This window comes from Thermithiobacillus tepidarius DSM 3134 (assembly GCF_000423825.1).
GTDB lineage: Bacteria > Pseudomonadota > Gammaproteobacteria > Acidithiobacillales > Thermithiobacillaceae > Thermithiobacillus > Thermithiobacillus tepidarius.
The window spans coordinates 1-23,646 of the sequence record NZ_AUIS01000021.1; the positions used below are offsets into that span (position 1 = coordinate 1).

Here is a 23,646-nt window from a genome sequence, read left to right on the forward strand (position 1 = left end):
GTCTCCAGTTGGCTGCGCAGCAGCTTCACGTAGGCGTCGTCCGGCAGCACGTGGGAGGACTTGTCGGTGGGCTTGGTGATGTCCAGGTACACCCGCCCCAGGGTGAAGGCGCGGCCCTGCAGCTCGTTCTGCACCGTGGCCTGGTCGGGCAGCACGGCACCGCGCCCGCCGTCCACCAGCGCGGTGGTGGCGCAGCCGCCGAGGGACAGCAGGGCGGCGAGGCTGCCGGCCAGCACGAGGGTCTTGTGGATCTGCTTCATCATGGGATCTCCCTTCTTTGGACTTGGTTCTGCCCAGACCGTTATCTGAGCCTGAAGCTACTGTACCGCAGAAGCTAGCTGCCGCAAGAAAATTTTCAACCCCTACGAACCACCCCCAAAGAATCCGCAAAATCCGCTTCAAACCCCACCCTTCTATATAGGGAGGGGCGAATACCGTCCCGCCCGCGGGCCGGAGAGCCGGCCCCTTGGACAAGCGAAACCATAAAGGAGAAACCATGGATAGCATCAAGACACTGCGTGCCCGAGCCGTGCTGCTGGCCCAGGAAGCGGCCGATCTGGCCAACTGCAAGGAGGTGGTCTGGGCGCGGATCGCCTTCACCTTCCTGTTCTCTCTCACCCTCTTGGTAGGCGCGATCGAGCCGGCCTGGGCGGCGGGCGACGCCGGCGCCACGCTGGCGCAGGGCTTTCGGAACCTGTTCTACGGGGTTTGGGGGTTTGGGGTTTTGTCATCGGCATTATTTTGGTTGTCGCCGCTTGTGGCTTCATGAAAATGGCAGCCGGCATTACGCTGTTAATCCGCGTGAAATGCAGAATGAAAGTAATTTTGCGGCCTTAACTGGATCTAAATGCTACAAATGGGCGAATTTTGGTGTTTGAGGTGTCCGCAACCCGTGAGGGGTTGCGGTGAGAGAGTTCCGCTTTCGATCAGCCACGCCAGAGTCGATAGGTCACCCATTCAGGAGGAAGGCAACGCATTGCCGTGGCCGAGTGCTTGCATCACGTTGCCAACCTGAGCTCCGAGCAGCGGCAGATCACGCGCCACGGTTCGCCAGACGACGTCCAGATCCACCTTGAAGTAGCCGTGCGCCAGCGCATTGCGCGTGCCGTAAGCGGCTTTGAGCGGGAAGTCCGGATAGCGCGTAGCGAAATCCGGGAAGTGGCGCTGGATGTTGCCGGCCGCCTCGCCGATGATCTCCAGGTTGCGGATCACCGCGTCCTGCTTCTCTTCGTTGGCCAGGAATGCGGCGCGGTCGATACCGGCCAAATATCGCTGAATACGGCCGATGGCCTGCTGGATATGCTCCAGGTAGTCTCGCAGGGCCAGTTCGTCCCGCCGGCTCACACCGCCCGCGCCTCATTCAGCACGTCCATTTTCCACCTGTCCGGCAGCGCTCCGGGTGTCAGCACGTCGACCTCCACCCCCAGGAGTTCCGTCAGTTCGACCCGGATGGCGCCAATGTCGAAAAGCGAGGTTTCCTCAGTAGTGTCGACGAGGATGTCCAGATCACTGCCATCGGTGTCCTGCCCGTGGAGCACGGAGCCGAAGACGCGAGGGTTCCTGGCGTGATGACGCTCGACGATCTGCCGAATGGCCTCGCGGTGCCGTTGAAGAGCAACAGACGGTTTCATGCGCGGAACCTCATTCTTGCTCGAATACCCCGACTGTAGGCACAACGCCGGTGCCCGTCAATCGGGTAGCGCAGTCAGGTATTCGCCGAACATGTCGATACGCGCAACCACACAATGCGGGTGTCCGATCTTCGTTTCCGTTCATGAAAAATCCCCTCATTGCAGCGCAGTGAGGGGATCATCGAGTTCAAAATGAACCACCAGCCTCACACATCCAATCGCGACACCTGCAGCGCATTCTGCTCGATGAACGCCCGCCGCGGCTCCACGGCATCGCCCATGAGGGTGCTGAAGATCTCGTCGGCGGAGATGGCGTCTTCGATGGTGACCTTGAGCAGGCGGCGGTTGGCGGCGTCCATGGTGGTCTCCCAGAGCTGCTCGGGATTCATCTCGCCGAGGCCCTTGTAGCGCTGGATGGTCTGGCCGCGCTTGGCTTCCTCGATCAGCCAGGTGATGGCTTCGCGGAAGCTCTGCACCTCGCGGCTGCGCTCGCCGCGCTGCACGTAGGCGCCGCTGCCCAGGAGACCCTCCACCTGGGCACCGAACTGGTGCAGCTTGCGGTATTCGCCGCTTTGCAGGAACTCGGTGTCGAAGATGGCCCGCTGCTGGGCGCCGTGGATGCGGCGGGTGACGAAGATGCGGCCCTCGCCGTCGGCCTCGTCCTGCCGCCACTCGCCGCTGAACTGCTCGTCGGCGGTGCGCCGGGCGTTCAGGCGCGCCACCAGTTCCTCGACGAAGGGCTTGGCCTGCGCGGCATCCTGCAGGGCGGCCGGGGTGAACTCGGGCAGATAGGCCATCTGCCACAGCACCGCCGGCGGATAGCGCCGCGCCAGGCGGTTGACCAGCGCTTCGACGATCTGGTACTGGCGGGCCATGTTCTCCAGGGTCTTGCCCTTGAGCGGCGCCTGGCCTTCGGCCGGGATGAACTGGGCGTTGTCCAGGGCGCTTTCCAGCAGGTAGGCGCCGAGCTCGCCGTCGTCCTTGATGTAGCGCTCGCTCTTGCCGCGCTTGATCTTGTAGAGCGGCGGCTGGGCGATGTAGACGTAGCCGTTCTCGATCAGCGCCGGCATCTGCCGGTAGAAGAAGGTCAGCAGCAGGGTGCGGATGTGGCTGCCGTCCACGTCGGCATCGGTCATGATGATGATGCGGTGGTAGCGCAGCTTGGCCGGATCGAAGTCGTCCTTGCCGATGCCGGTGCCGAGCGCGGTGATCAGCGTGCCGATCTCCTCCGAGGAGAGCATGCGATCGAAGCGCGCGCGCTCCACGTTCAGGATCTTGCCCTTCAGGGGCAGGATGGCCTGAAAGCGGCGGTCGCGGCCCTGCTTGGCCGAGCCGCCGGCGGAGTCGCCCTCCACCAGGTAGATCTCGGACTGGGCCGGGTCGCGCTCCTGGCAGTCGGCCAGCTTGCCGGGCAGGTTGGCCACGTCCAGCGCGCCCTTGCGCCGGGTCAGCTCGCGCGCCTTGCGCGCCGCCTCGCGGGCGCGGGCCGCCTCGATGATCTTGTCGACGATGGCGCGGGCGTCGCGCGGGTTCTCGTCCAGGAAGGTGGCGAAGGCGTCGCTCACCAGCGATTCCACCACCGGCCGCACTTCGCTGGAAACCAGCTTTTCCTTGGTCTGCGAGGAGAACTTGGGATCCGGCACCTTGACCGACAGCACCGCGGTCAGGCCCTCGCGGGCGTCGTCGCCGGTGGGGCTCACCTTGCTCTTGGCCAGGATGCCCTCGCGTTCCATGTAGGCGTTCAAGGTGCGGGTCAGCGCGCCGCGGAAGCCGGCTAGGTGGGTGCCGCCGTCGGACTGCGGGATGTTGTTGGTGTAGCAGTAGACGGCCTCCTGGTAGGAGTCGTTCCACTGCATCGCCACTTCCACCTGCACGCCGTCCTTCTGGCTGTTGACCGAGATGACGTGGTGGTGGATGGGCGTCTTGTTGCGGTTCAGGTGCTCCACGAAGGCCTTGATGCCGCCTTCGTAGGCGAAGGTTTCCTGCTTGCCGCTGCGCTCGTCCTTGAGCTCGATCTTCACGCCCGAGTTCAGGAAGGCCAGCTCGCGCAGGCGCTTGGCCAGGATCTCGTAGTGGAAGACCGTGTCGGAGAAGGTCTCGGACGACGGCTTGAACTGCACCGTGGTGCCGGTGTGCTTGCTGGTGCCGGTCACCGCCAGCGGGGCGACCGGGTCGCCGTGGCGGTATTCCTGGGTGTAGAGATTGCCGTTGCGGCGGATGGAGAGCTGCAGCCACTCGGACAGGGCGTTGACCACCGACACGCCGACGCCGTGCAGGCCGCCGGAAACCTTGTAGGCGTTGTCGTCGAATTTGCCGCCGGCATGCAGCACGGTCATGATCACCTCGGCGGCGGAACGGCCTTCCTCCGGGTGGATGTCCACCGGGATGCCGCGGCCGTTGTCGCTCACGCTCACCGAATCGTCGGCGTGGATGGTGACGGTCACCAGGTTGGCGTAGCCGGCCAGCGCCTCGTCGATGGCGTTGTCCACCACCTCGAAGACCATGTGGTGCAGGCCGGTGCCGTCATCGGTGTCGCCGATGTACATGCCGGGGCGCTTGCGCACCGCGTCCAGGCCGCGCAGAACCTTGATGCTGGAGGAATCGTAAGCTTGTGCTTGCTGCTTCATGCCGCTTTTCCTTCAATCAATTGAATTTCGCCCGCTTCCAGCCGGAAGTACGCCGCCTCGGGCGGGCTGCCGGCCGGAATCTGGGTTTTGTGGGTCACCGTCGCGAACACTTGCAAATCCAGGTCCAGGAGCACCTGCAGGAGTTGCTCCCGGGCGCGGGGATCCAGTTCCGCGCCGAAATCGTCGAGCAGCACCACCGCCTGCAGGCCGCGTTGCGCGTGCAGGTAACGCAGCTGCGCCAGGCGGAAGGCGTGGGACCAGAGCTTGATCTGGCCGCGCGACAGGATGGTGCTGGCCGGCAGGTCCTTCCAGGCGAAGCGCAGGTCCGCCCGGTGCGGGCCGCTGTGGGTGAAGCCGGCGGCCAGATCGCGCCCGTGGTCCTGCTGCAGCGCCTCCGCCAGGCTGCGCTGCCGCGCCCAGCCGGACGCCAGCCCGAGGCTCGCCTCGTCCATGGGCTGGCCGGTCAGGGTGTCCAGCATGGCGACGAAATCGGGCAGCAGCGCCTCCACATAGTGGCTGCGCAGGGCCTGGATCTCGGTGGCGTAGTCCAGGAAGGGCCGGTCCCAGGGATTGGGACCGCGCTCCTGGGCTTTGAGCCAGGCGTTGCGCTGCTTCAGGGCGCGCCGGAAGCCGCGCAGCAGTTCGCCGTAGCGCGGTTCCACGTGAAACAGGCCCCAGTCCAGCAGGCGCCGGCGCATCTGCGGCGAGTCGGCCAGCAACTGGCTGTTTTCCGCCGTGATCGCCAGCATGGGCAGGATCTCCAGCAAGGGCCAGGCGCTGTCGGCATAGTCGCCATCGATCTTGATGACGCGCTGCTGCTTGTCGCGCATGACGCCGATGCGATGCTGCTCGTGGGCGTTGCTCACTTCGCCGAAGACCAGCAGCTGGGTTTCGCCCAGGCGGATGAGGTTTTCGCCGCGGTCACGGAAGCTGTTGCCGGTGGCGAGGATGAAGAGGCCTTCCAGGAGGCTGGTCTTGCCCTGGCCGTTGTCGCCGATCAACCAGTTCAACCGGCGATTGGGCTGGAAGCGTATGTCTTTCAGACATCGCAGGTTCTGGATGTGGACGAGCTCCAAGTGCATTAACGGGCTTTACAGCCGCATGGGCATGACGACGTACAAGGGCTGCTCTTTGTCCAGCGCCCGGACCAGCCCGCTGCTGCTCGGGTCCTTAAGCAGTATTTGGACCATAGTATCCGATAAAGAGTTCACTGCATCAATCAAATAGTGGATGTTGAAGCCGATTTCCATCTCCGCGCCCTGATACTGGGCGGCGAGGTACTCCTCGGCTTCCTCCTGCTCCACGTTGTGGGCGCTGACGCAGAGCTGGTCCGGCAAGAGGTGCAGGCGGGCGGCGCGGAACTTCTCGCTGGACAGGATGGCCACGCGCTGCAGGGCGCCGCGCAGGGCTTCGCGCTCGACCACCAGCTGCTGGTCGTGGGTGCGCGGGATGACGCGCTCGTAGTCGGGGAAGCGGCCGTCCACCAGCTTGGAGGTGAAGACGAGATCGCTGCGGCTGACGCGCAGGAAGTTGTCGCCGATGGCGAACTGCACCTCCTCGTCGTTGTTCTCCAGCAGGCGCTGCAGTTCCAGCACGCCCTTGCGCGGCACGATGACCTGCAGGGGCTGCGCGGCGTTGCTCGCGGCGTCGGCTTCGGCCAGGGCCAGGCGGTGGCCGTCGGTGGCCACGCAGCGGATGCGTTCGGGATGGCATTCCAGCAGCAGGCCGTTCAGGTAGTAGCGCACATCCTGCTGGGCCATGGCCATGGCGGTGCGGTCCAGGGCGAATTTGAGGGCCTGCTGCTCGATGCGGCCGCTGAGTTTTTCGCCCTTGCGGTCCATGGCCGGGAAGTCGGCCGCCGGCAGGCTCTGCAGGGTGAAGCGCGAGCGGCCGGAGCGCACCACGCCCTTGTCGCCGTCGATGCTGACCTGGATCTCGGCGTCCTCGGGCAGGCTGCGGCAGATGTCGAAGAACTTGCGCGCCGGAATGGTGCTGGTGCCCGGCTTGTTGACCGTCACGGTCAGGGTGCTCTGCATTTCCAGCTCCAGGTCCGTGCCCGTGAGCTGCAGGGTGTCGCTTTGGGCGGACAGCAGGAGGTTGCCGAGAATGGGCAGGGTCTGGCGTTTCTCCACGACGCCGACCACGGCCTGGAGGGGTTTGAGCAAGGCGCTGCGCTTGGTCTGGAACTCCATGTTTGCCCTCAATAGGTTTAATGGTTTTGTTTTTTTGTTTTTCTGTGTCTTAAAGCTGTTAGTCGGCGCCCGTCCTGTGGACAAGTTGCCTTTTCATCGTTTATTCAATCCGTTGTCCATCCGTTTACTTTGTGAGCAAGTACGCCCGGCCCATCTGGAGCGATTGTGCGTGGAATGTGGATAAGTGTAGCCCGTCGGCGGGCGGCCGGCTTATCCACAATTCCTGCCCAGGGTTGCGGCGGCCTTGTCGACAGCTTTCATGAGCTCAGCGTCCGCAGGAGGTTCTGGTAGTCCTCGTTGATGCGCGGGTCCTGCTTGCGCAGGCTGCCCACCTGCCGGCAGGCGTGCAGCACCGTGGTGTGGTCGCGGCCGCCGAAGGCCTCGCCGATCTCCGGCAGGCTGTGGTTGGTGAGCTCCTTGGCCAGGGCCATGGCGATCTGCCGCGGTCGCGCCACCTGGCGGTTGCGCCGCTTGGACTGCATGTCGGAGGCGCGGATCTTGAAGTACTCGGCCACCGTCTTCTGGATGTTGTCGATGCTGATCAGGCGGTTCTGGATGTCGATGAGGTCGCGCAGGGCATCCTTGGCCAGGTTCAGATCGATGGGCCGGTTGGTGAAGCGGGCATGGGCCAGCACCCGGCGCAGGGCGCCTTCCAGCTCGCGCACGTTGGAGCGGATCTTCTGGGCAATGAAGAAGCCCACCTCCTCGGGCAGATCGATGCCGTCCAGCTCGGCCTTGCGCAGCAGGATGGCCATGCGCGTCTCCAGCTCGTGCGGTTCGATGGCGACGGTCAGGCCCCAGCCGAAGCGGGACTGCAGGCGCTCCTCCAGGCCGTCGATCTCCTTCGGGTAGCGGTCGCAGGTGATGACGATCTGGCGCTGGCCCTCGAACAGGGCGTTGAAGGTATGGAAAAATTCCTCCTGGGTGCGGTCCTTGCCGGCGAAGAACTGGATGTCGTCGATGAGCAGGGCGTCCAGGTTGCGGTAGCGCTTCTTGAAGTCGTTGATGCTGTTGTGCTGGAGGGCGCGCACCATGTCGCTGACGAAGCGCTCGGAATGCAGGTAGAGGATCTGCGCGTTGGGGTTGTTGGCCAGCATCTGGTTGCCCACCGCGTGCATCAGGTGGGTCTTGCCCAGGCCGACGCCGCCGTAGATGTAGAGCGGATTGTAGGACAGCGCCGGATTGGCGCCGACCTGCTTGGCGGCGGCGATGGCGAGCTGGTTGGACTTGCCTTCCACGTAGGTGTCGAAGGTGAAGGCCGGATTCAGGTTGGGCTGGAAGCCGCCGGCGGCCGGCGCGGCCTTGGGGCTGTCCTCGGCGGCGGGTGCGGGAGTGGCGGCGCTGCGTCGTGCCGCGGCGGGCGCGCGCGGGGCCGGCGCGGCCTTGATGACCGGACCGCCGTTGACGCCCTCGTCGATGATCAACTCCACGCCGACGCTGCCCTGGCTGAGGCCGTCGACGATGGCGCGGATGCGCTCCAGGAAGCGGTCGCGCACCCAGTTGCGCACGAAGGCATTGGGGGCGACCAGCAGAAGCCGTCCGGGCTCCGCCTGGCCCTGCAGCGGCCGGATCCAGGTGTTGTACTGCTGGACGGACAGTTCCGTCTGCAGCTGATTCAGACACTGAACCCAAAGATCAGTATCGGACAGGATGGTAGACATCGTTTCTCGGTCGTTCGAGCGCTGGAAGCGGATCACTAAGTCTATCCCAGGCGGGCCCCGCTCGCCAGTCTCGTCCCGGCCCGCGCGGGTTGACTTTATGTCGGTGGCTGCGTAACTTATCCGCCCTTTCGGAGCAATCGTCCGCTTTCCGAAGGCCCACTGGATCAACTAGGATAATTCGACATGAAACGCACTTTTCAGCCCAGCGTCCTGCACCGCAAGCGTACCCACGGTTTCCGCGCCCGCATGGCGACCCGCGCCGGTCGTCTGGTGCTCAAGCGTCGCCGCGCCAAGGGCCGCGCCCGGCTGGCCGTCTAAGGTTCGCGCAGTGGTGTCGCTGCCCGTGCATGCGGGTCGCAGCGCTTGACGGCCTGCACGGCGGCGCTGCGCCCGCCCGGTGCGGCAGGCGGCGACATGGCAGACGCTCCGGCCCAGGCTCGCGCGGGACAGGGATTCCCGAAATCCCGGCGCCTGCTCAAGAGCGCCGACTTCCAGCGGGTCTTCGCCCAGGGGCGCAAAACCTACAGTCCCGAATTCGTCATCTACGTCCTGCCCAACGCCGAGGCTGGGCCGCGCCTGGGCATGGCCGTCAGCCGCAAGGTCGGCAAGGCGGTGCTGCGCGGCCGCATCAAGCGCCTGCTGCGCGAGGCCTTCCGCCTGGAGCAGGCGCGCTGGCCGGCGGTGGACGTGGTGGTGGTGGCGCGGGCCGGGGCGCGGGCGTTGACCCTCGACTTGGCCCGGCAGCGCCTGGAAGAGGCCCTGCTGCCGCAGCCCCCGAAGCCACGTTGAGCCGGCCGACCGCCACGGCCCGCGGGAAAGTTTCTAAAAAAACGCAAAGCGTGGCAGAATTCCCGCTGGTCGCTTGAGCAGGCTCCGTGTATGCGGCATCTTTTGATTCTCCTGATCCGTTTTTACCAGATCGTGGTGAGCCCGTACCTGGCGCCCCGCTGCCGCTTCCATCCGACCTGTTCCCACTATGCCCTGACGGCCTTGCAGCGTCATGGCGCACTCAAGGGCGGCTGGCTGGCGCTGCGGCGCATCGGCCGTTGCCATCCCTGGCATCCGGGTGGCGTTGATCCCGTACCTTAATTTCATGTTCGCTCGATAGGCTATCCATGGATCCGCAAAAAACCCTGCTTGCCGTCGCCCTGTCCATCATCGTCCTGCTGCTGTTCCAGTCCTGGAACGCACAGCGGCAGCCGGCACCCGTGGCGCAGACCAGCGCACCCGCCGCGAGCGCGCCGGCGAGCCCGGTGCCGGCACCGGCAGCGCCGCAGGTCGGGTTGCCGCCCGCGGGCACGGCACCGCAGCTGACGGCCTCGGGCGGCCGCATCCAGGTGGAAACGGATCTGTACCGCATCGAGATCGACAAGCTTGGCGGCGACATCCGCCGGCTGGCCCTGAAAGCCTATCCCGAGCGGGTGGGCTCCGAGCAGCCGGTGCAGCTCCTGGCGGCCAAATCCAACCGGCTGTGGCTGCAGCAAAGCGGCCTGCTGAGCCCGGGCGCCGCGGCCGCGCCGGTCATGTTCAGCAGTGACGCCGCCAGCTACCGCCTGCAGCCCGGCCAGAACGCCGTCGAAGTGCGCCTGCGCGGCCGCGCAGGCGATCTGCAGGTGGACAAGGTGCTGACCTTCCGGCGCGGCAGCTATCTCATCGATCAGCGCTACGAGCTGGTCAACCAGGGCAGCCAGCCCTGGCAGGGGCAGGTCTACAACCAGTTCATGCGCGACGGCAGCACCCAGGGTTCCATGTTCCTGCCCGTCTTCACCGGCGCCGTGCTCTACCGCGACGGCGACTTCATCAAGGAAAAGTTCGAAGCGCTGAACGAAAAGCCCGCCCAGATGCAGATCCGCAACGGCTGGGCCGGCCTCATGGACCACTATTTCCTGTCCGCGGTGCTGCCGCCCCAGAACCAGCCGAGCCAGATCTACGCGCGCGCCACCGGCGACGGCTACTACGTCAGCGGCGCGATGCAGCCCCTGCCGCTGCTCGGCCCGGGCCAGCAGGTGAGCGTGGCCCAGCAGCTCTTCATCGGGCCCAAGGAGCAGGACGTCCTCGGCGCCCTGGATCGCGGCCTCAACCGCTCGGTGGACTACGGCTGGCTGACGGTGATCGGCCAACCCCTGTTCCAGCTGCTGTCCTGGTTCCACAAGATCTTCGGCAACTGGGGCATCGCCATCATCCTGCTGACCGTGGTGGTCAAGCTGCTGTTCTTCCCCCTGTCCGGCGCCAGCTACAAGTCCATGGCCAACATGCGCAAGCTGCAGCCCAAGATGACCAAGCTGCGCGAGCGCTACAAGGACGACCGGCAGAAGTTGGGCGAGGCCATGATGGAGCTCTACAAGACGGAGAAGATCAACCCGCTGGCCGGCTGCCTGCCCATCGTGGTGCAGATCCCCGTTTTCATCGCCCTGTACTGGGTGCTGCTGGAGAGCGTGGAGCTGCGCCAGGCGCCCTTCATGCTGTGGATCCAGGACTTGTCGGCCAAGGACCCCTTCTTCGTGCTGCCCATTCTCATGGGCATCAGCATGATCCTGCAGCAGCGCCTCAATCCGGCGCCCATGGACCCCATCCAGCAGAAAGTCATGTACCTGCTGCCGGTGATCTTCACCGTGTTCTTCGCCTTCTTCCCGGCTGGTCTGGTGCTGTATTGGCTGGTCAACAACCTCATCTCCATCGGCCAGCAGTGGTACATCACGCACAAGGTGGTGGAACAGGCGGCGTAGTCGGCGCCGCCGACAATGTAGGAGCGAGCCGGCTCTCGATCCGCCGGGTCGGTTAGCGAGCCATGTGGGCCAGTCCGCTCCTGCGAGCCAAGCTGCCGGCCCGGATACCGCTCCCTTTGAGGACGTGCGGGGTGAGGGGCTAGCGTGGGCGATGCCCGTCGGTTCGCGCGGCCGTGACGCTGCCCCTGCTGGTAGGAGCGGGCTTGCCCGCGATCGGGTTGGTCGAGCGGCACCGTTATCGCGGGCAAGCCCGCTCCTACCCTGCTGTGCACGCGCCACACACCCTTTCCCTCCGAGAGAGGGCGAGGGCCCGCCCTGCGCGATCCCGCGCTTTCCTCCTGGATCCCTTGCATGAATCAACCGTAAGCGCCGCCTGGCTGGCGGCATGCCGTCCCGCTTGTCGGGTTGCGGAGCGGCGCGTCCACACCCACACCCACACCCACACCCACACCCACACCCTTGACACCGCCCGACACGCACCCCACCCTATGGGACCCATCACTCGTCATTCTCCACCCATCATGTACCGCGCCGCCGACACCATCGCCGCCATTGCCACCCCGCCCGGTCGCGGCGGGGTGGGGGTGATCCGCGTTTCCGGGCCGGCGGCCCTGGCCATCGCCCGTGCCTTGAGCGGGCGCAAGCGCATCGAGCCGCGCCGCGCCTATTTCGCCACTTTCCGGGACGAGGCCGGCCAGATCCTCGACAGCGGCATCCTGCTCTATTTCCAGGGACCCCGGAGCTTCACCGGCGAGGATGTGATCGAGGTGCAGGGCCACGGCGGGCCGGTGGTCATGGAGCTGCTGCTGGCCCGCATCCTGGCGCTGGGGGCGCGCGCCGCCCGCGCCGGCGAGTTCAGCGAGCGCGCCTTTTTGAACGGCAAGCTGGACCTGGCCCAGGCCGAGGCGGTGGCCGATCTCATCGATGCCCAGAGCGCGGTCCAGGCCCGCGCCGCCAGCCGCAGCCTGGAGGGGCAGTTTTCCCGGGCGGTCGAGCGTCTCCACGGCGCGCTGCTGGAACTGCGCGCCTATGTGGAGGCGGCCATCGATTTTCCCGACGAGGAATTGGATCTGCTGGGCGCCGGGCAGGTGGCCGAACGCTTGCGGGGCCTTGCGGAGCAGATTCAGGCGCTGCAGGCGGCGGCGGGGCAGGGCGCCTTGCTGCGCGAGGGGGCGCGCGTGGTGCTGGCGGGCCGGCCCAATGCCGGCAAGTCGAGCCTGCTCAACGCCCTGGCCGGCCTGGAAGCGGCCATCGTCACCGACATCCCCGGCACCACCCGCGACCTCTTGCGCGAGCACATCCAGATCGACGGCCTGCCGCTGCACATCATCGACACCGCCGGCATCCGCGCGGACGCCGACCGGGTGGAGCAGTTGGGCATCGAGCGCGCCTGGCGGGCGGCGCGGGAAGCGGATCTCTGCTTGCTGGTGGTCGACGCCGGCCAGGGCTTCGGCCCCGAGGACGCCGCCATCCGCGACGCCCTGGCGCAGCCCGATGGCGCCGCGCCGCCGGTGCTGATGCTTTTCAACAAGATCGACCTGCTCGCCGCGCCGCCGGCGTTGCCGACGGATGCGCTGGCCGTCTCCGCCCGCACCGGCGCCGGCCTCGATGCGTTGCGCGCCCGCATCAAGGCGCTGCTGGGCTACGGCGGCGAAAGCGACGGCCTCTTCAGCGCCCGCGCCCGTCATCAGGACGCCCTGCGCCGCTGCCAGGCCGCCCTGCATAGCGCCACCGTCAATCTCGGTGCCCGCAGCGGCCTGGAACTGGTGGCCGAGGATTTGCGCGAGGGCGGCGAGGCCCTGGGGGAGATCACCGGACAGGTCAGCGCCGATGAACTGCTCGGCGAGATCTTCAGCCGGTTCTGCATCGGCAAGTAACGGACCGGCCGCGCTAGACGGTTTCCGCGTAATCGCCCGGCAATGGCACCGCGGCCGTGGTGAAGAACTGGAATTTGTTGCGGCCCTGCCGCTTGGCGCGGTACATGGCGCTGTCGGCGTGCTTGAGCAGGGCCGGCGCGTTCTCGCCATCGCGCGGGTAGAGGGTGATGCCGATGCTGCTGGTGACCTGGACCTCGCGGCCCATCAGAGTGATCGGCTCGGCCAAAGCCGCCAGCAGGCGCTGCGCGATCTCGGCGGCTTCGGCCTCGTGCATGACCTCTTCCAGGAGGATCACGAATTCATCGCCGCCCAGGCGCGCCACCGTATCGTCCTCCCGCGCCGCTTCCCGCAAGCGCTCGGCGATCTGCCTGAGCAACTCGTCGCCCGCCGCGTGGCCCAGTACATCGTTCACCTGCTTGAAACCGTCCAGGTCCAGGAAGAGCACGGCGGCTTGGCGGCCGTGGCGCTTGGCGTGGGCCAGCGCGTGCTCCAGACGGTCCTGGAGCAGGGCCCGGTTGGGCAAGCCGGTCAGGGTGTCGCAATGGGCCAGGTGGGCCAGGCGCCGCTCGGTTTCCTTGCGGTCGGTGACGTCTTCCGCCGTGCCCACGATGTGAATGACGCGCCCATCTTCGTAGAGCGGCGAGGCGCTCACGGAGATGAGCCGCTGGGTGCCGTCCTTGCGGGTGAGCATCACCTCATGATCGGTGACGGTCACGGCCTGCTGAATGATTTGCTCGAAGAGGGCGCTCAAGGGGGCTGCTGTCGCGGGCGAGAAGAGCGCGGCGAAGGGCCGGCCGAGCAGTTCCTCGACGGCGTAGCCGGCGATGGCGGCTCCGGCCCGGTTGAGCAGCACGAAGCGGCCCTCGAGATCGAGCGCGAAAATGGAGTGTCTGGCGCTTTCCATCACCTGCTCACGGAAGGCGTAGGCACGGCGCAGGGCCCGCTCGCTGTCGCGCAGGGCGTTCTCCGCCTCGCGGGCCTGGCGGTACAGGAGGGCGTTGTCGACCGCCAGCGCCGCCCGCCGGGCCAACTCCTCGGCCAGAATGACGTCGCGCTGGCCGAAGCGGCGCTGCGCCGTGGACAGGCCGAAGGCGATGGAGCCGAGGATCCGGCCGCGCGCCAGCATCGGCACGGTCAGGTAGGAGTGATTTTGCATGCGCTTGAACAGCGCGAACTGCTCGGGGTCCGGCGCCAGGATCGCCAGGTGCTCGTCGGTGAAGTGCTCGATCAGGATCGGCTTGCCCGTGGCGATGGCCTTGCCGCTGCCGTAGCGCCCTTGCGCATCGATGCGGAAAGTCTGTTCCAGGCGCTGCGTCCAGGCTTCATGTCCGGGCTCCTTGCCGGCGATGGCCAGGACCGGCTGGCTGCGGTCCGGCTCCACCACGGTCACCAGGCACCAGTCGGAAAAGTGGGTGACTGCCAGGCGGGCGAGTTGCCGCAGGGCGGTTTCGAAGTCCAGGGAGGCCACCAGCACGGCCCCGGCCTCGGCCAGGAAGCTTTCCGCCGACCGCTGCGCCTGCTTCTCCTGGAGTGTCCAACGCAGGCGATGCATCAGGACAATGCAAAAGACGCTGAGCAGGACATAGGTACCCAGGCGCAGCAGAAGGGCGGTGTTCCAGTCCGCGGGATCCCGCGGCAGGCTGGTCTGCATCAGCAGCGGCAGGCTCAGCGCCAGCGCCAGCGCGCCGGGGCCGCGGCCGCCCAGCAAGGCGCTCAACAGGGTGCCGGACAGGAAGAGGAGGAGGGGGGCGCTGGGCAGCCAAAGCCACACAGCCAGCGCAGCCGCGGCAGTCAGGAGCACGGCGCAGGCATAAGGCCAGCCGCAGGTATGGAGCACTTGTCGGGGGAGGAATCCAAGCATGTCTGTGCGCAACACGAGAGCGGCGCTTGGTCGCTCTAGGCGTGCGAGCCGCCGAATTATTATTGGGATTGAGGTGCAAAATAGATGCTGATCGGGAAAAAGCAAGCTGAGCAGCACCGCGCCGGGCATCAGGGCCCGGCGCGGTGGCATGGGAAAATCTCGCAGCTGGCGCGGTGCCGTCAGCCGGAAATCGGCTTGAGCTTCAGCTCCTCGGGTGAAGCGTTGACGAAGCCGTACTTGGCATAGGCGGCCTGACCCGCGGGAGTGGCCAGGAAGCTCAGGTACTTCATCGCCGCATCCTGGTGCTTGCTGTTGCTCAGCATGCCGATGGCGTAGGATACCTCGTTGCGCAGGCTGTCCTCGGGCGGTAGGGTGACGCCCTCGATGGCGTGACCCTCGCGCATGGCTTCCAGCACTTCGGTCTTCCAGACGATGCCGGCGTCGGAGGTGCCAGCGCGGATGCGCTCCGGCGTCTCGCGGTGATGGACCGCGGTGAAGTAGTGGTTCGGCGTGGTCTGGCAGGCGACGCACTCCTTGCCGGCGGCGAGCTGGTCGTAGATGCCGTGGCGCTGCAGCACCTTCTTGGCGTAGAACTGCATGATGCCTTCGTTCACCGGATTGGGATTGGACACGCGCACGTCGGCACGGGCCAGGTCCTTGATGCTCTTGATGTTCTTCGGGTTGCCCTTGGCCGTCATGATCTGCAGCTCGTTGTGCATGTAGATCTTGTACTGATCCATCAGGCCGGCCTGCTTGAGTGTCTTCAGATGGCCCAGGTTGACGGAGGCGTAGACGTCCGGCTGGCCGGGGTAGTCCTTGCCGCCGTAGGTCCAGCCGCCCGCTTGAATGGCCTTGAGGATCAACCCCGGTGGCAGGGTGATCACGCCCACGTCGATGCCGGGGTGCTGCTTCTGGAAGGCGCGGACCACCTCCTCCATGGCGAAGAACTGGTTGCCCGCCAGCCACAGGACCACGTCGGCATCCGTGTTCATCCTGGCCAGGGCGTCGGCGCCCTTGACCAGCCGCCCGTCGGCATAAAACAGACGCAGATCGTTGTCCTTGTTTTTGGGAATGGCGACGTACTTGGACGCGGCGGCCTGCGCGGCCGCTGCCTGGGGATTGGAGCCCGGGTTCTTGGCGGTCTCGGTGCTGGCGCAGCCGGTCACGAGACCGCCGGCCAGTGCCAGGAAAACGACTTTCAGCAAAAGCTTGGACATTTCTCCTCCCGCTGTTATGGATGGCGCCGAATTTCGATTCGGTTGTTGGCCCGGGATTTCAGCAATATGCATGCCATGGCCCAGCGGCTGATGGCACCTGAATGATTTGATCAATTCGGATCGCTGGCGGCTGCACTTTGCAATCGACTTGGTTGCAAAATGCAGTCGCCGGTCTGCGCGTGCGTCGCGCGCGGGCTGGCGGGCCGGGAGACTTGGCTAAGTGCCCGCCACTTGAGGTAAAATGCGGCGATTTGGTGGTCTCCGCCCACGGGGCGGGGAGGTGAGCTTGTGAAGGAAAATTACGACGTCATCGTGGTCGGCGGCGGGCATGCCGGCGTGGAGGCGGCCCTGGCCGCCGCGCGTCTGGGCGTGCGCACGCTGCTTCTGACCCAGAATCTGGATACCATCGGCCAAATGTCCTGCAATCCCGCCATCGGCGGCATCGGCAAGGGGCATCTCGTCAAGGAGATCGATGCCCTGGGCGGCATCATGGGACTCGCCACCGACCGCGGCGGCATTCAGTTTCGCATCCTGAACGCCAGCAAGGGCCCGGCGGTGCGCGCCACCCGCGCTCAGGCCGACCGCGTGCTCTACAAGCGCGCAGTGCGCAGCCTGGTGGAGGCGGAGCGCCGGCTGGACCTCTTCCAGGGCAGCGTGGGCGACCTGCTGATGGATGGCGACGCGCTGGCCGGCGTGGTACTGGAGACCGGCATTCCCATCCGCGCCCGGCAGGTGGTGCTGACCACCGGCACCTTCCTCGGCGGGGTGATCCACATCGGCGACGTGCAGCATCCCGGCGGCCGCGCTGGCGACGCGCCCAGCAATGCCCTGTCCCGGCGCCTGCGCGACCTGGGCTTTCCGGTCGGCCGCCTGAAGACCGGCACGCCGCCGCGCATCGACGGCCGCAGCATCGATTACGGCCGGCTGGAGCTGCAGCCCGGCGACGCGCCGCCTCCGCCGTTCTCCTTCCTGACCGAGCGGATCGAGGTGCCGCAGGTGCCCTGCCATATCACCTACACCAATGCCCGCACCCATGCCATCATCCAGGACAACCTGCACCGCTCGGCCATGTACGGCGGCCACATCGAGGGCGTCGGCCCGCGCTACTGTCCGTCCATCGAGGACAAGATCGTGCGCTTTGCCGACAAGGCCGCGCACCAGATCTTCCTGGAACCCGAGGGCCTGGACACCTTCGAGGTCTACCCCAACGGCATCTCCACCAGCCTGCCCTTCGACGTGCAGGTGGCGCTGGTGCGCTCCATCGCGGGTCTGGAAAATGCCCGGATCCTGCGCGCCGGCTATGCCATCGAGTACGACTACCTCGACCCGCGCGACCTGCACCTGACCCTGGAGAGCAAGCGCCTGCCGGGGCTCTTCTGCGCCGGACAGATCAACGGCACCACCGGCTACGAGGAGGCCGCCGCCCAGGGGCTCCTGGCCGGCCTCAACGCCGCGCGCCGCGCCCGGGACCTGCCGGGCTGGTATCCGCGCCGGGACGAGGCCTATCTTGGCGTCCTGGTGGATGATCTGGTGAGCAAGGGCACCGACGAGCCCTACCGCATGTTCACCAGCCGCGCCGAATACCGGCTGCAGCTGCGCGAGGACAACGCCGACCTGCGTCTGACCCCGGTCGGCCGCGAGCTGGGGCTGGTGGATGACGCCCGCTTCGCCCGCTTCGAGGCCAAGCGCAACGCCATCGCCGCCGAGCAGGCGCGGCTGGCCGCCACCCGCCTGCGCCCGGAGCAGGTGCTGGCGGCCCAGGCCGAGGCAGTGCTCGGCCAGCCGCTGAGCCGGGATTTCAGTCTGATGGAGCTGCTGCGCCGTCCGGGGGTGAGCTACGCGGCGCTCATGAGTCTGCCCGGCGCCGGGGCGGCCGTGGCGGACGCCAAAGTGGCCGAGCAGGTGGAGATCCAGGCCAAGTATGCCGGCTACATCGATCGCCAGCAGGAGGAGATCGCGCGCAGCCGCCGCTGGGAGGATCTGCCCCTGCCCCCGGACCTGGATTTCCGGGCGCTGTCGGGCCTGTCCACCGAGATCGTGCAGAAGCTGGAAAAGCATCGCCCCGACACCCTGGGGCAGGCCAGCCGCATCAGCGGCGTGACTCCGGCGGCAATCTCCCTGCTGCTGGTGCATCTGAAGAAACGCAGCGCCTGAGCGGCAAAAAAACGCCCGGCTGCGGGCGGCAGCCGGGCGCCGGGCTTCAAGCGGGAAGGGACTACTTCTTCTGGTCCTTCTCGCGCCCATGGATGTAGCCGCCCGCGCCGCCGATGGCTGCGCCGGTCACGGCGCCCGTGGTGGCGTTGCCGCCCACGGCTTCGCCGATCACCGCGCCGGCCACGCCGCCGATGGCCGCGCCGGTGGCCGCCTCACCATAGGCATGGCTGCCGCTGATGGTGGGGTTGCGCCAATCGTAGCCGTTGCTGGCGCAGCCGCCCAAAGCGGCCACGGCGACCACGGCCAGCAGGGAGTGCTTTACGTTGTTCCGGTTCATGACGAGGTCCTCCTGGTTCCGATGCTTGGCCTGCTCTGCTCTTTTCGCCAATGACAATCATTCAACGAGGCGCAGCGCGGACGGTTGACGTGCCAAAGACGAGCTGCGCATCTGGTATAATTTTTGGATGTTCGCGCCGGCCGTTGGTTCCCGGCGGCCCGTCGGGCAACGCACGCGGGGCGTGCACGGACCCGTTCTTTCCCAGGAATCCGGCCGCGCCCGTCGTTTACTGTTTACAAGGATCACGCCCATGTCCAGGGATCTCCTTCCCGATCTGGATGCCGGGCTGGCCGCGCTCGGCCAGGCCGATCTCACGCCGACGCAGCGACTGCAACTGCTGGATTATCTGCAACTGCTCGCCCGCTGGAACCGCGCCTACAATCTGACCGCGGTTCGCGCACCGGCGGAGATGGTCGGCCGCCATCTGCTCGACAGCCTCAGCATCCGACCCCATCTCCGCGGTGCGCGGATCCTCGACGTGGGCACCGGCGCCGGCCTGCCGGGCATTCCCTTGGCCATCGCCGAGCCGGCGCGCCGCTTCGTCCTGCTGGACAGCCTGGGCAAGCGCATCACCTTCCTGCGCCAGGTGCTGCTGGACCTGCGGCTGGACAACGTCACCCTGGTGCAGGCGCGGGTGGAGGACTACCGGCCGGCGGCGCCCGTCGACTGCATCGTGTCGCGCGCCTTCGCCAGCCTGGCGGATTTCGCCGCGGCCGTGGCGCATCTGCTCGGTCCGGGCACTTGCGCGCTGGCCATGAAAGGGCGGGCGGCGGAAGCGGAGCTGGCGCAATGGCGGCAAACGGCGCAGGGCCGGAGGGCGCAGGCGGAAATCGTGCCCCTGGCCGTGCCGGGCGGCGAGGAGGCCCGCTATGCGGTGCGCTGGTTCTACCCGGACCGCTGACTTGCGCGTGCGGCTGGCCCTGCCGGCATTTATCCGCTATTTTAGAGAGCTTTAGAGACGCTCCCGGGCCAATCCCGGGCGCTTTCATCCCGTGCCTGCGGCAGCCGGCACGACTTGCCGAGCCAAGCACAGACATGACGATTCCGGAGCAGGTTTCCTCCCCATGCGCATCGTAGCCATTGCCAACCAGAAGGGCGGCGTCGGCAAGACCACCAGCGCCGTCAATCTGGCCGCCGCCCTGGCCCTGGCGGGCCGGCGCGTGCTGCTCGTCGATCTCGACCCGCAGGGCAATGCCACCATGGGGCTCGGGATCAACAAGCAGGCCCTGGCGCGCACGATCTACCATGTGCTCGTGGAGCAGGCGCCTTTGGGCGAGGTGCTGCACGACGTGTCTCCGGCCGGGCTCAGTTTGGCGCCCGCCAACGCCGACCTGTCCGGCGCCGAGGTGGAGCTGGTGGATCTGGAGGCCCGCGAGCGGCGCCTGAAAGCCGCCCTCGATGCGCTGGAGACGCCATTCGATTACGTCATCATCGACTGCCCGCCGGCGCTGAACATGCTCACCGTCAACGCCCTGGTGGCGGCTCAGTCGGTGGTGATTCCCATGCAGTGCGAATACTATGCCCTGGAGGGCCTGACCCAGCTGCTCGCCACCATCCGGCGCGTGCGCAGCCAGGCCAATCCCGATCTGCAGGTGGACGGCCTGCTGCGCACCATGTTCGATCCCCGCAACCGCCTCGCCAACGAAGTGGCGGCGGAGCTGGAAAAGCATTTCCCCGACAAGCTCTATCGAACCGTCATCCCGCGCAACGTGCGCCTGGCCGAGGCCCCCAGCTATGGGCGCGCCATCATGGAGTACGATCGCCAGTGCAGCGGCGCCCAGGCCTACCTGGGCTTGGCGCGGGAATTCCTGCAGCGGGAGGAAAGCCGATGAAAAAGCCGGGTTTGGGGCGCGGCCTGGACGCCCTGCTGGGCGGCGGCCAAGCCGAGCACGGCCGCGAGGAGCTGCGCCAGATTCCCGTCGATCTCCTGAGCCGCGGCCGCTATCAGCCGCGCAGCCACATGGATGCGGAGGCGCTGGCCGAGCTGGCCGCCTCCATTCGCGCCCAGGGCATCATGCAGCCCATCGTGGTGCGGCCCATCGGCCAGGGCCGCTACGAGATCATCGCCGGGGAGCGGCGCTGGCGCGCGGCGCAGATGGCCGCCCTGGAGCGGGTGCCGGCCATCGTGCGCGAGGTGCCCGACGAGCAGGCTCTGGCGCTGGCCCTGATCGAGAACATCCAGCGCGAGGACCTCAACCCCATCGAGGAGGCGCAGGCCCTGCAGCGCCTGCTGGACGAGTTCGGCCTGACTCATCAGGTCCTGGCCGAGCAGGTGGGCCGCGCCCGCGCCAGCGTCACCAACCTGCTGCGCCTGCTCAAGCTGCCGGCGGCCGTGCGCGGCTGGATCGAAGAGGGCCGGCTCGGCATGGGCCACGCCCGCGCTCTTTTGAACTTGCCGGAAGCCCAGCAGCAGCAAGTGGCGCAGCAGGTCGTGGCGCGCGACCTGTCGGTGCGGGAAACGGAGCGTCTGGTGCAGCGCCTGCGGCAGGCGCAGGACCAGAAACCCGCGCCGCGCCGCGATCCCAACCTGCAGGCTTTGGAGGAGGCTTTGGCCAATCACTTCGGCGCCCGGGTGCAGATCACCCAGCGCGGCCAGAAAGGCCGGATCAGCATTGAGTACCACTCCCTCGACCAGCTCGACGGCCTGCTGGCCAAGCTGCGCTACGACGTTTGACTTTGCTGGTAGGCAACTTTATACTCGCCGCCGTTGCCAGCCCATGGGGGCGCCTCCCTGCGCCCACAAGATCCGAAAACATGCGGTGTGGCGGAATTGGAAAGCTCGAATTTTGACGCTCGTCTGGCGCAGCTGATCGCCCAGGAAATCCTGCTGCTGGGTGTGCTGGCCGGCCTCGCCTGGTATCTCTGGACCCCCCCGCAGGCCTACGCCGTTTTGTATGGCGGTGCCGTCGTGGTCATCAATGCCTTGCTCCTGGGTGCCCGGGTCAAGGGCATCCAGGAAGATACGGCCAGGGCGCAGGCCCGATTGCTGGGCGGAGCGGTGCAACGGTTCATCTTCACGCTGGCCAGCATGGCTGCGGCCTTCGGCTGGTTCAAGCTGCCCGTCGGCGGCGTCCTGGTGGGGCTGCTGACGGGGCACCTGGTTTTCTTGTTACACGCGGCGCAGTTCAAACGGCGCTTTGGGGAGGAAAGGTAGTGAGTACTGAGGCCGGCGGTCTGACTTCATCGGAATACATCTCGCATCACATTACCAACTGGGCCGTCAGCCTCGATGGCAGCAAGGGCGGCTTCATGACCGTGAACGTGGACAGCATCGTCATGGGCTGGATCACGGCCGCCATCCTGGTAGTCCTTGGCATGTGGCTGGGTCGCCGCCTTACCGCCGGTGCGCCTTCCGGCGTGCAGAACTTCATGGAATCCGTGGTCGAGTTCGTCGAGAACTCGGTCAAGGACAGCTTCCCGGGCCGCAACAGCCTGGTGGCCCCGCTGGCCCTGACGGTGTTCGCCTGGATCTTCCTGATGAACATCACCAAGCTGCTGCCCATCGACCTCATTCCCAAGATCGCGCACATGCTGGGCGCCCCGTACTGGCGCACCACCGCCACCACTGACCTGAACACCACTCTCGGCATTGCCCTGACCATCTTCATCCTGGTCATCTACACCAACATCAAGGTCAAGGGTGTCGGCTTCTTCAAGGAATTCCTCTATCACCCGTTCGGCAAGTACCTGATGCCCTTCAACATCATCATGAAGGCCATCGAGGAAATCGCCAAGCCCCTGAGCCTCGCCCTGCGACTTTTCGGCAACATGTTCGCCGGCGAGCTGGTCTTCCTGCTCATTGCCCTCTTCCCGTTCTACATGCAGTTCATCCCTGGTGTGCTGTGGTCCGGTTTTGAACTCCTGGTCGTCGTGCTGCAGGCCTTCGTGTTCATGATCCTGACCATCGTATACCTGGCCATGGCCAGCACCGAGGAAGAGCACTGATTTTCTTTTCACCCTTGATTTGACTTAGCTACGAAGGAGACTCTCATGGAAGGACAAGTCACCATTATCGCCGCCACCGCCATCGCCGTCGGCCTGATCCTGGCCGCCGCCGGTCTGGGCTCCGCCCTCGGTTGGGGTCTGATCACCTCCAAGACCATCGAAGGCATCACCCGCCAGCCCGAAATGCGCGCCCAGCTCATGACCAACACCTTCATTTTCGCCGGTCTGATGGAATCCTTCCCCTTCATCGTGCTGGCGTTGGCCATGTGGTTCGTGTTCGCCAACCCCTTCCTGGCCGGCATCACTGGCTAAACAGCCAAGCGTGTGACCGATGACAGGCCGGCGCCCGGGGCGCCGGCTTGCCGCTAAGAAACTGGGAGCCAGGAATGAACATTAATATCAGCTTGATCGGCCAGATGATCACCTTCATCCTGCTGGTCATCCTGCTGCGCAAGTACCTCTACGGACCCCTGAGCGCCGTGATGGCGGAGCGCCGCCGCAAGATTGCCGAGGGCCTGGAAGCGGCGGAGCGCGGCAAGAACGAGCAGAACCTTGCGGAGAAGCGTGCCGCGGAACTGCTGCACGATGCCAAGCAGCGTGCCGCCGAGATCGTTGCCGCCGCCGAGAAGCGCAGCAACGAGATTCGCGAGGAAGCGAAGGGCGTTGCCCGGCAGGAGGCTGAGCAGATCATTGCTGCCGCCCGCGCCGAGGTCGAGCAGGAAGTGAATCGCGCCAAGACCGAGCTGCGCGCCAAGGTGGCGCAGCTGGCCGTGGAAGGTGCGGAACGCATTCTCGCCAAGGAAATCGACGAAAAAGCCCATGCGCAGCTGCTGGAGCGCATGGTGGCGCAACTCTAACAGGGGGCTGTCATGGCAGAATTGACCACCCTGGCGCGCCCGTACGCCGACGCGGCGTTTCAATATGCCAGCGAGGCGGGGCAGATGGAGTCTTGGGATAAAGCGCTGCGTTTTCTGGCCGCCGTGGTGCGCGACCAGGAGGCACAGGTGCTGCTGTCCAACCCGGAGATCGACAAGGGGGCCAAGCTCGGCTTCCTGCGCGATTTGGCCAAGGACCTGCTGAATCCGCAGATGCAGAACTTCCTGGCCCTGCTCCTGGAAAACGACCGTCTGGAGCTGATGCCCGAGATCCAGGCGCTCTTCGAGGCCCGCAAGCGTGGTCTGGAAGGCCAGATCGAGGCGGTGGTGAGCAGCGCCGTAGCCCTGAACGAATCCCAGCTGGGCAATGTCAAAAGCGCACTGAAGCGCCGCTTCGGGCGTGAAGTGATTCTGGAGACGCGGGTCGAACCCGACCTGATCGGCGGCATGATCATCCGCGCCGGCGATCTGGTGATCGACGGCTCCGTCCGCGGCCAGCTCGAACAGCTGGGCAACACCTTACGCAGCTAATTGAGGGAAGCG

General features: G+C 66.3%; 25 protein-coding genes. 15 read left to right on the forward strand and 10 right to left on the reverse strand.

What is annotated here, in order from left to right:
- The coding region (locus tag G579_RS17005; protein ID WP_038019407.1) for a hypothetical protein at window positions 1-263 on the reverse strand (263 nt) is incomplete at its 3' end.
- 233 nt (window positions 264-496) lie between these two features.
- Here G579_RS17005 and G579_RS0110190 point away from each other — a divergent pair.
- Window positions 497-769 (forward strand): hypothetical protein, encoded by a 273-nt coding sequence (locus G579_RS0110190; protein WP_028990097.1) that lies wholly within the window; start codon window positions 497-499, stop codon window positions 767-769.
- 188 nt (window positions 770-957) lie between these two features.
- Here G579_RS0110190 and G579_RS0110195 read toward each other — a convergent pair whose 3' ends face one another.
- The 6 genes from G579_RS0110195 to dnaA form a co-directional block, all read right to left on the reverse strand.
- Window positions 958-1,344, reverse strand: coding sequence for a HepT-like ribonuclease domain-containing protein (locus G579_RS0110195; protein WP_028990098.1), 387 nt, complete (start codon window positions 1,342-1,344; stop codon window positions 958-960).
- Window positions 1,341-1,631, reverse strand: coding sequence for a nucleotidyltransferase family protein (locus G579_RS0110200; RefSeq protein ID WP_028990099.1), 291 nt, complete (start codon window positions 1,629-1,631; stop codon window positions 1,341-1,343). Before G579_RS0110200 ends, G579_RS0110195 begins: the two co-directional genes overlap by 4 nt.
- A 206-nt stretch (window positions 1,632-1,837) precedes the next feature.
- Window positions 1,838-4,258: a DNA topoisomerase (ATP-hydrolyzing) subunit B gene (gene gyrB / locus G579_RS0110205; protein ID WP_028990100.1), complete on the reverse strand. Its 2,421-nt coding sequence runs from the start codon at window positions 4,256-4,258 to the stop codon at window positions 1,838-1,840.
- Window positions 4,255-5,340, reverse strand: a complete 1,086-nt coding sequence (gene recF, locus G579_RS0110210) for a DNA replication/repair protein RecF (RefSeq protein WP_028990101.1) — start codon at window positions 5,338-5,340, stop codon at window positions 4,255-4,257. The genes gyrB and recF overlap by 4 nt, the downstream gene beginning before the upstream one ends.
- Before the next feature lie 9 nt (window positions 5,341-5,349).
- Complete coding sequence (dnaN, locus tag G579_RS0110215) at window positions 5,350-6,450, reverse strand: DNA polymerase III subunit beta (RefSeq protein WP_028990102.1); 1,101 nt, start codon at window positions 6,448-6,450, stop codon at window positions 5,350-5,352.
- A gap of 257 nt (window positions 6,451-6,707) precedes the next feature.
- The gene (dnaA, locus tag G579_RS0110220) at window positions 6,708-8,111 is read right to left on the reverse strand and encodes a chromosomal replication initiator protein DnaA (RefSeq protein ID WP_081662723.1); all 1,404 of its coding nucleotides are present in this window, start codon (window positions 8,109-8,111) and stop codon (window positions 6,708-6,710) included.
- 183 nt (window positions 8,112-8,294) lie between these two features.
- Between dnaA and rpmH the strand changes: the two genes are divergently transcribed.
- The 5 genes from rpmH to mnmE all read left to right on the forward strand — a co-directional run bounded on the left by rpmH (window position 8,295) and on the right by mnmE (window position 12,714).
- Complete coding sequence (gene rpmH, locus G579_RS0110225; RefSeq protein ID WP_028990104.1) at window positions 8,295-8,429, forward strand: 50S ribosomal protein L34; 135 nt, start codon at window positions 8,295-8,297, stop codon at window positions 8,427-8,429.
- Between the two features lie 96 nt (window positions 8,430-8,525).
- On the forward strand, window positions 8,526-8,900 hold the full coding sequence (rnpA, locus tag G579_RS0110230) for a ribonuclease P protein component (protein ID WP_028990105.1): 375 nt from the start codon (window positions 8,526-8,528) through the stop codon (window positions 8,898-8,900).
- Window positions 8,901-8,990: 90 nt separating this feature from the next.
- Window positions 8,991-9,200: a membrane protein insertion efficiency factor YidD gene (yidD, locus tag G579_RS0110235; RefSeq protein ID WP_028990106.1), complete on the forward strand. Its 210-nt coding sequence runs from the start codon at window positions 8,991-8,993 to the stop codon at window positions 9,198-9,200.
- Between the two features lie 26 nt (window positions 9,201-9,226).
- Complete coding sequence (gene yidC / locus G579_RS0110240; protein ID WP_028990107.1) at window positions 9,227-10,837, forward strand: membrane protein insertase YidC; 1,611 nt, start codon at window positions 9,227-9,229, stop codon at window positions 10,835-10,837.
- A 488-nt stretch (window positions 10,838-11,325) separates the two neighbouring features.
- Window positions 11,326-12,714, forward strand: a complete 1,389-nt coding sequence (gene mnmE, locus G579_RS0110245) for a tRNA uridine-5-carboxymethylaminomethyl(34) synthesis GTPase MnmE (RefSeq protein ID WP_230973834.1) — start codon at window positions 11,326-11,328, stop codon at window positions 12,712-12,714.
- Window positions 12,715-12,727: 13 nt separating this feature from the next.
- Here mnmE and G579_RS18335 read toward each other — a convergent pair whose 3' ends face one another.
- Both G579_RS18335 and G579_RS17015 read right to left on the reverse strand, forming a co-directional pair.
- Window positions 12,728-14,575 (reverse strand): sensor domain-containing diguanylate cyclase, encoded by a 1,848-nt coding sequence (locus tag G579_RS18335; RefSeq protein WP_211218714.1) that lies wholly within the window; start codon window positions 14,573-14,575, stop codon window positions 12,728-12,730.
- A 179-nt stretch (window positions 14,576-14,754) separates the two neighbouring features.
- Complete coding sequence (locus tag G579_RS17015; RefSeq protein WP_051181388.1) at window positions 14,755-15,792, reverse strand: molybdate ABC transporter substrate-binding protein; 1,038 nt, start codon at window positions 15,790-15,792, stop codon at window positions 14,755-14,757.
- 288 nt (window positions 15,793-16,080) lie between these two features.
- Here G579_RS17015 and mnmG point away from each other — a divergent pair, with 288 nt between their 5' ends.
- Entirely contained in the window at window positions 16,081-17,946 is a 1,866-nt protein-coding gene (gene mnmG / locus G579_RS0110260; protein WP_028990110.1) for a tRNA uridine-5-carboxymethylaminomethyl(34) synthesis enzyme MnmG, read from the forward strand.
- Between the two features lie 61 nt (window positions 17,947-18,007).
- On the opposite strand, the gene G579_RS17020 is transcribed toward mnmG, so the two are convergent.
- Window positions 18,008-18,283, reverse strand: coding sequence for a glycine zipper domain-containing protein (locus G579_RS17020; RefSeq protein WP_051181390.1), 276 nt, complete (start codon window positions 18,281-18,283; stop codon window positions 18,008-18,010).
- 250 nt (window positions 18,284-18,533) lie between these two features.
- Between G579_RS17020 and rsmG the strand changes: the two genes are divergently transcribed.
- From rsmG to G579_RS0110305, 8 genes are all read left to right on the forward strand, one after another.
- A complete protein-coding gene (gene rsmG, locus G579_RS17025) occupies window positions 18,534-19,184 on the forward strand; it encodes a 16S rRNA (guanine(527)-N(7))-methyltransferase RsmG (protein ID WP_038019410.1) in 651 nt (216 codons plus the stop codon).
- A 91-nt stretch (window positions 19,185-19,275) separates the two neighbouring features.
- Window positions 19,276-20,115 carry a ParA family protein gene (locus G579_RS0110275; RefSeq protein WP_408033221.1) on the forward strand — a complete coding sequence of 280 codons (840 nt, stop codon included), beginning with the start codon at window positions 19,276-19,278 and terminating at the stop codon, window positions 20,113-20,115.
- On the forward strand, window positions 20,112-20,957 hold the full coding sequence (locus G579_RS0110280; RefSeq protein WP_038019413.1) for a ParB/RepB/Spo0J family partition protein: 846 nt from the start codon (window positions 20,112-20,114) through the stop codon (window positions 20,955-20,957). The genes G579_RS0110275 and G579_RS0110280 overlap by 4 nt, the downstream gene beginning before the upstream one ends.
- A gap of 96 nt (window positions 20,958-21,053) precedes the next feature.
- The gene (locus G579_RS0110285) at window positions 21,054-21,437 is read left to right on the forward strand and encodes an ATP synthase subunit I (protein WP_162142994.1); all 384 of its coding nucleotides are present in this window, start codon (window positions 21,054-21,056) and stop codon (window positions 21,435-21,437) included.
- Complete coding sequence (atpB, locus tag G579_RS0110290) at window positions 21,437-22,228, forward strand: F0F1 ATP synthase subunit A (RefSeq protein WP_028990114.1); 792 nt, start codon at window positions 21,437-21,439, stop codon at window positions 22,226-22,228. Before G579_RS0110285 ends, atpB begins: the two co-directional genes overlap by 1 nt.
- A 45-nt stretch (window positions 22,229-22,273) precedes the next feature.
- A complete protein-coding gene (gene atpE / locus G579_RS0110295; RefSeq protein WP_028990115.1) occupies window positions 22,274-22,540 on the forward strand; it encodes a F0F1 ATP synthase subunit C in 267 nt (88 codons plus the stop codon).
- Between the two features lie 74 nt (window positions 22,541-22,614).
- On the forward strand, window positions 22,615-23,085 hold the full coding sequence (locus tag G579_RS0110300; protein WP_028990116.1) for a F0F1 ATP synthase subunit B: 471 nt from the start codon (window positions 22,615-22,617) through the stop codon (window positions 23,083-23,085).
- 12 nt (window positions 23,086-23,097) lie between these two features.
- Window positions 23,098-23,634, forward strand: a complete 537-nt coding sequence (locus tag G579_RS0110305; protein ID WP_028990117.1) for a F0F1 ATP synthase subunit delta — start codon at window positions 23,098-23,100, stop codon at window positions 23,632-23,634.
- The last annotated feature ends 12 nt before the right edge of the window (window positions 23,635-23,646 follow it).

What these genes read in the sequence shown, in the direction of transcription:
- G579_RS0110190 (WP_028990097.1), top strand. Translation starts at nt 497, where the DNA reads ATGGATAGCATCAAGACACTGCGTGCCCGAGCCGTGCTGCTGGCCCAG.
- G579_RS0110280 (WP_038019413.1), top strand. Translation starts at nt 20,112, where the DNA reads ATGAAAAAGCCGGGTTTGGGGCGCGGCCTGGACGCCCTGCTGGGCGGC.
- rnpA (WP_028990105.1), top strand. Translation starts at nt 8,526, where the DNA reads ATGGCAGACGCTCCGGCCCAGGCTCGCGCGGGACAGGGATTCCCGAAA.
- rsmG (WP_038019410.1), top strand. Translation starts at nt 18,534, where the DNA reads ATGTCCAGGGATCTCCTTCCCGATCTGGATGCCGGGCTGGCCGCGCTC.
- recF (WP_028990101.1), bottom strand. Translation starts at nt 5,340, where the DNA reads ATGCACTTGGAGCTCGTCCACATCCAGAACCTGCGATGTCTGAAAGAC.
- yidC (WP_028990107.1), top strand. Translation starts at nt 9,227, where the DNA reads ATGGATCCGCAAAAAACCCTGCTTGCCGTCGCCCTGTCCATCATCGTC.
- atpE (WP_028990115.1), top strand. Translation starts at nt 22,274, where the DNA reads ATGGAAGGACAAGTCACCATTATCGCCGCCACCGCCATCGCCGTCGGC.
- gyrB (WP_028990100.1), bottom strand. Translation starts at nt 4,258, where the DNA reads ATGAAGCAGCAAGCACAAGCTTACGATTCCTCCAGCATCAAGGTTCTG.
- rpmH (WP_028990104.1), top strand. Translation starts at nt 8,295, where the DNA reads ATGAAACGCACTTTTCAGCCCAGCGTCCTGCACCGCAAGCGTACCCAC.
- G579_RS0110305 (WP_028990117.1), top strand. Translation starts at nt 23,098, where the DNA reads ATGGCAGAATTGACCACCCTGGCGCGCCCGTACGCCGACGCGGCGTTT.
- G579_RS18335 (WP_211218714.1), bottom strand. Translation starts at nt 14,575, where the DNA reads ATGCTTGGATTCCTCCCCCGACAAGTGCTCCATACCTGCGGCTGGCCT.
- G579_RS0110200 (WP_028990099.1), bottom strand. Translation starts at nt 1,631, where the DNA reads ATGAAACCGTCTGTTGCTCTTCAACGGCACCGCGAGGCCATTCGGCAG.
- G579_RS17020 (WP_051181390.1), bottom strand. Translation starts at nt 18,283, where the DNA reads ATGAACCGGAACAACGTAAAGCACTCCCTGCTGGCCGTGGTCGCCGTG.
- yidD (WP_028990106.1), top strand. Translation starts at nt 8,991, where the DNA reads ATGCGGCATCTTTTGATTCTCCTGATCCGTTTTTACCAGATCGTGGTG.
- dnaA (WP_081662723.1), bottom strand. Translation starts at nt 8,111, where the DNA reads ATGTCTACCATCCTGTCCGATACTGATCTTTGGGTTCAGTGTCTGAAT.
- G579_RS17015 (WP_051181388.1), bottom strand. Translation starts at nt 15,792, where the DNA reads ATGTCCAAGCTTTTGCTGAAAGTCGTTTTCCTGGCACTGGCCGGCGGT.
- dnaN (WP_028990102.1), bottom strand. Translation starts at nt 6,450, where the DNA reads ATGGAGTTCCAGACCAAGCGCAGCGCCTTGCTCAAACCCCTCCAGGCC.
- G579_RS0110300 (WP_028990116.1), top strand. Translation starts at nt 22,615, where the DNA reads ATGAACATTAATATCAGCTTGATCGGCCAGATGATCACCTTCATCCTG.
- mnmE (WP_230973834.1), top strand. Translation starts at nt 11,326, where the DNA reads ATGGGACCCATCACTCGTCATTCTCCACCCATCATGTACCGCGCCGCC.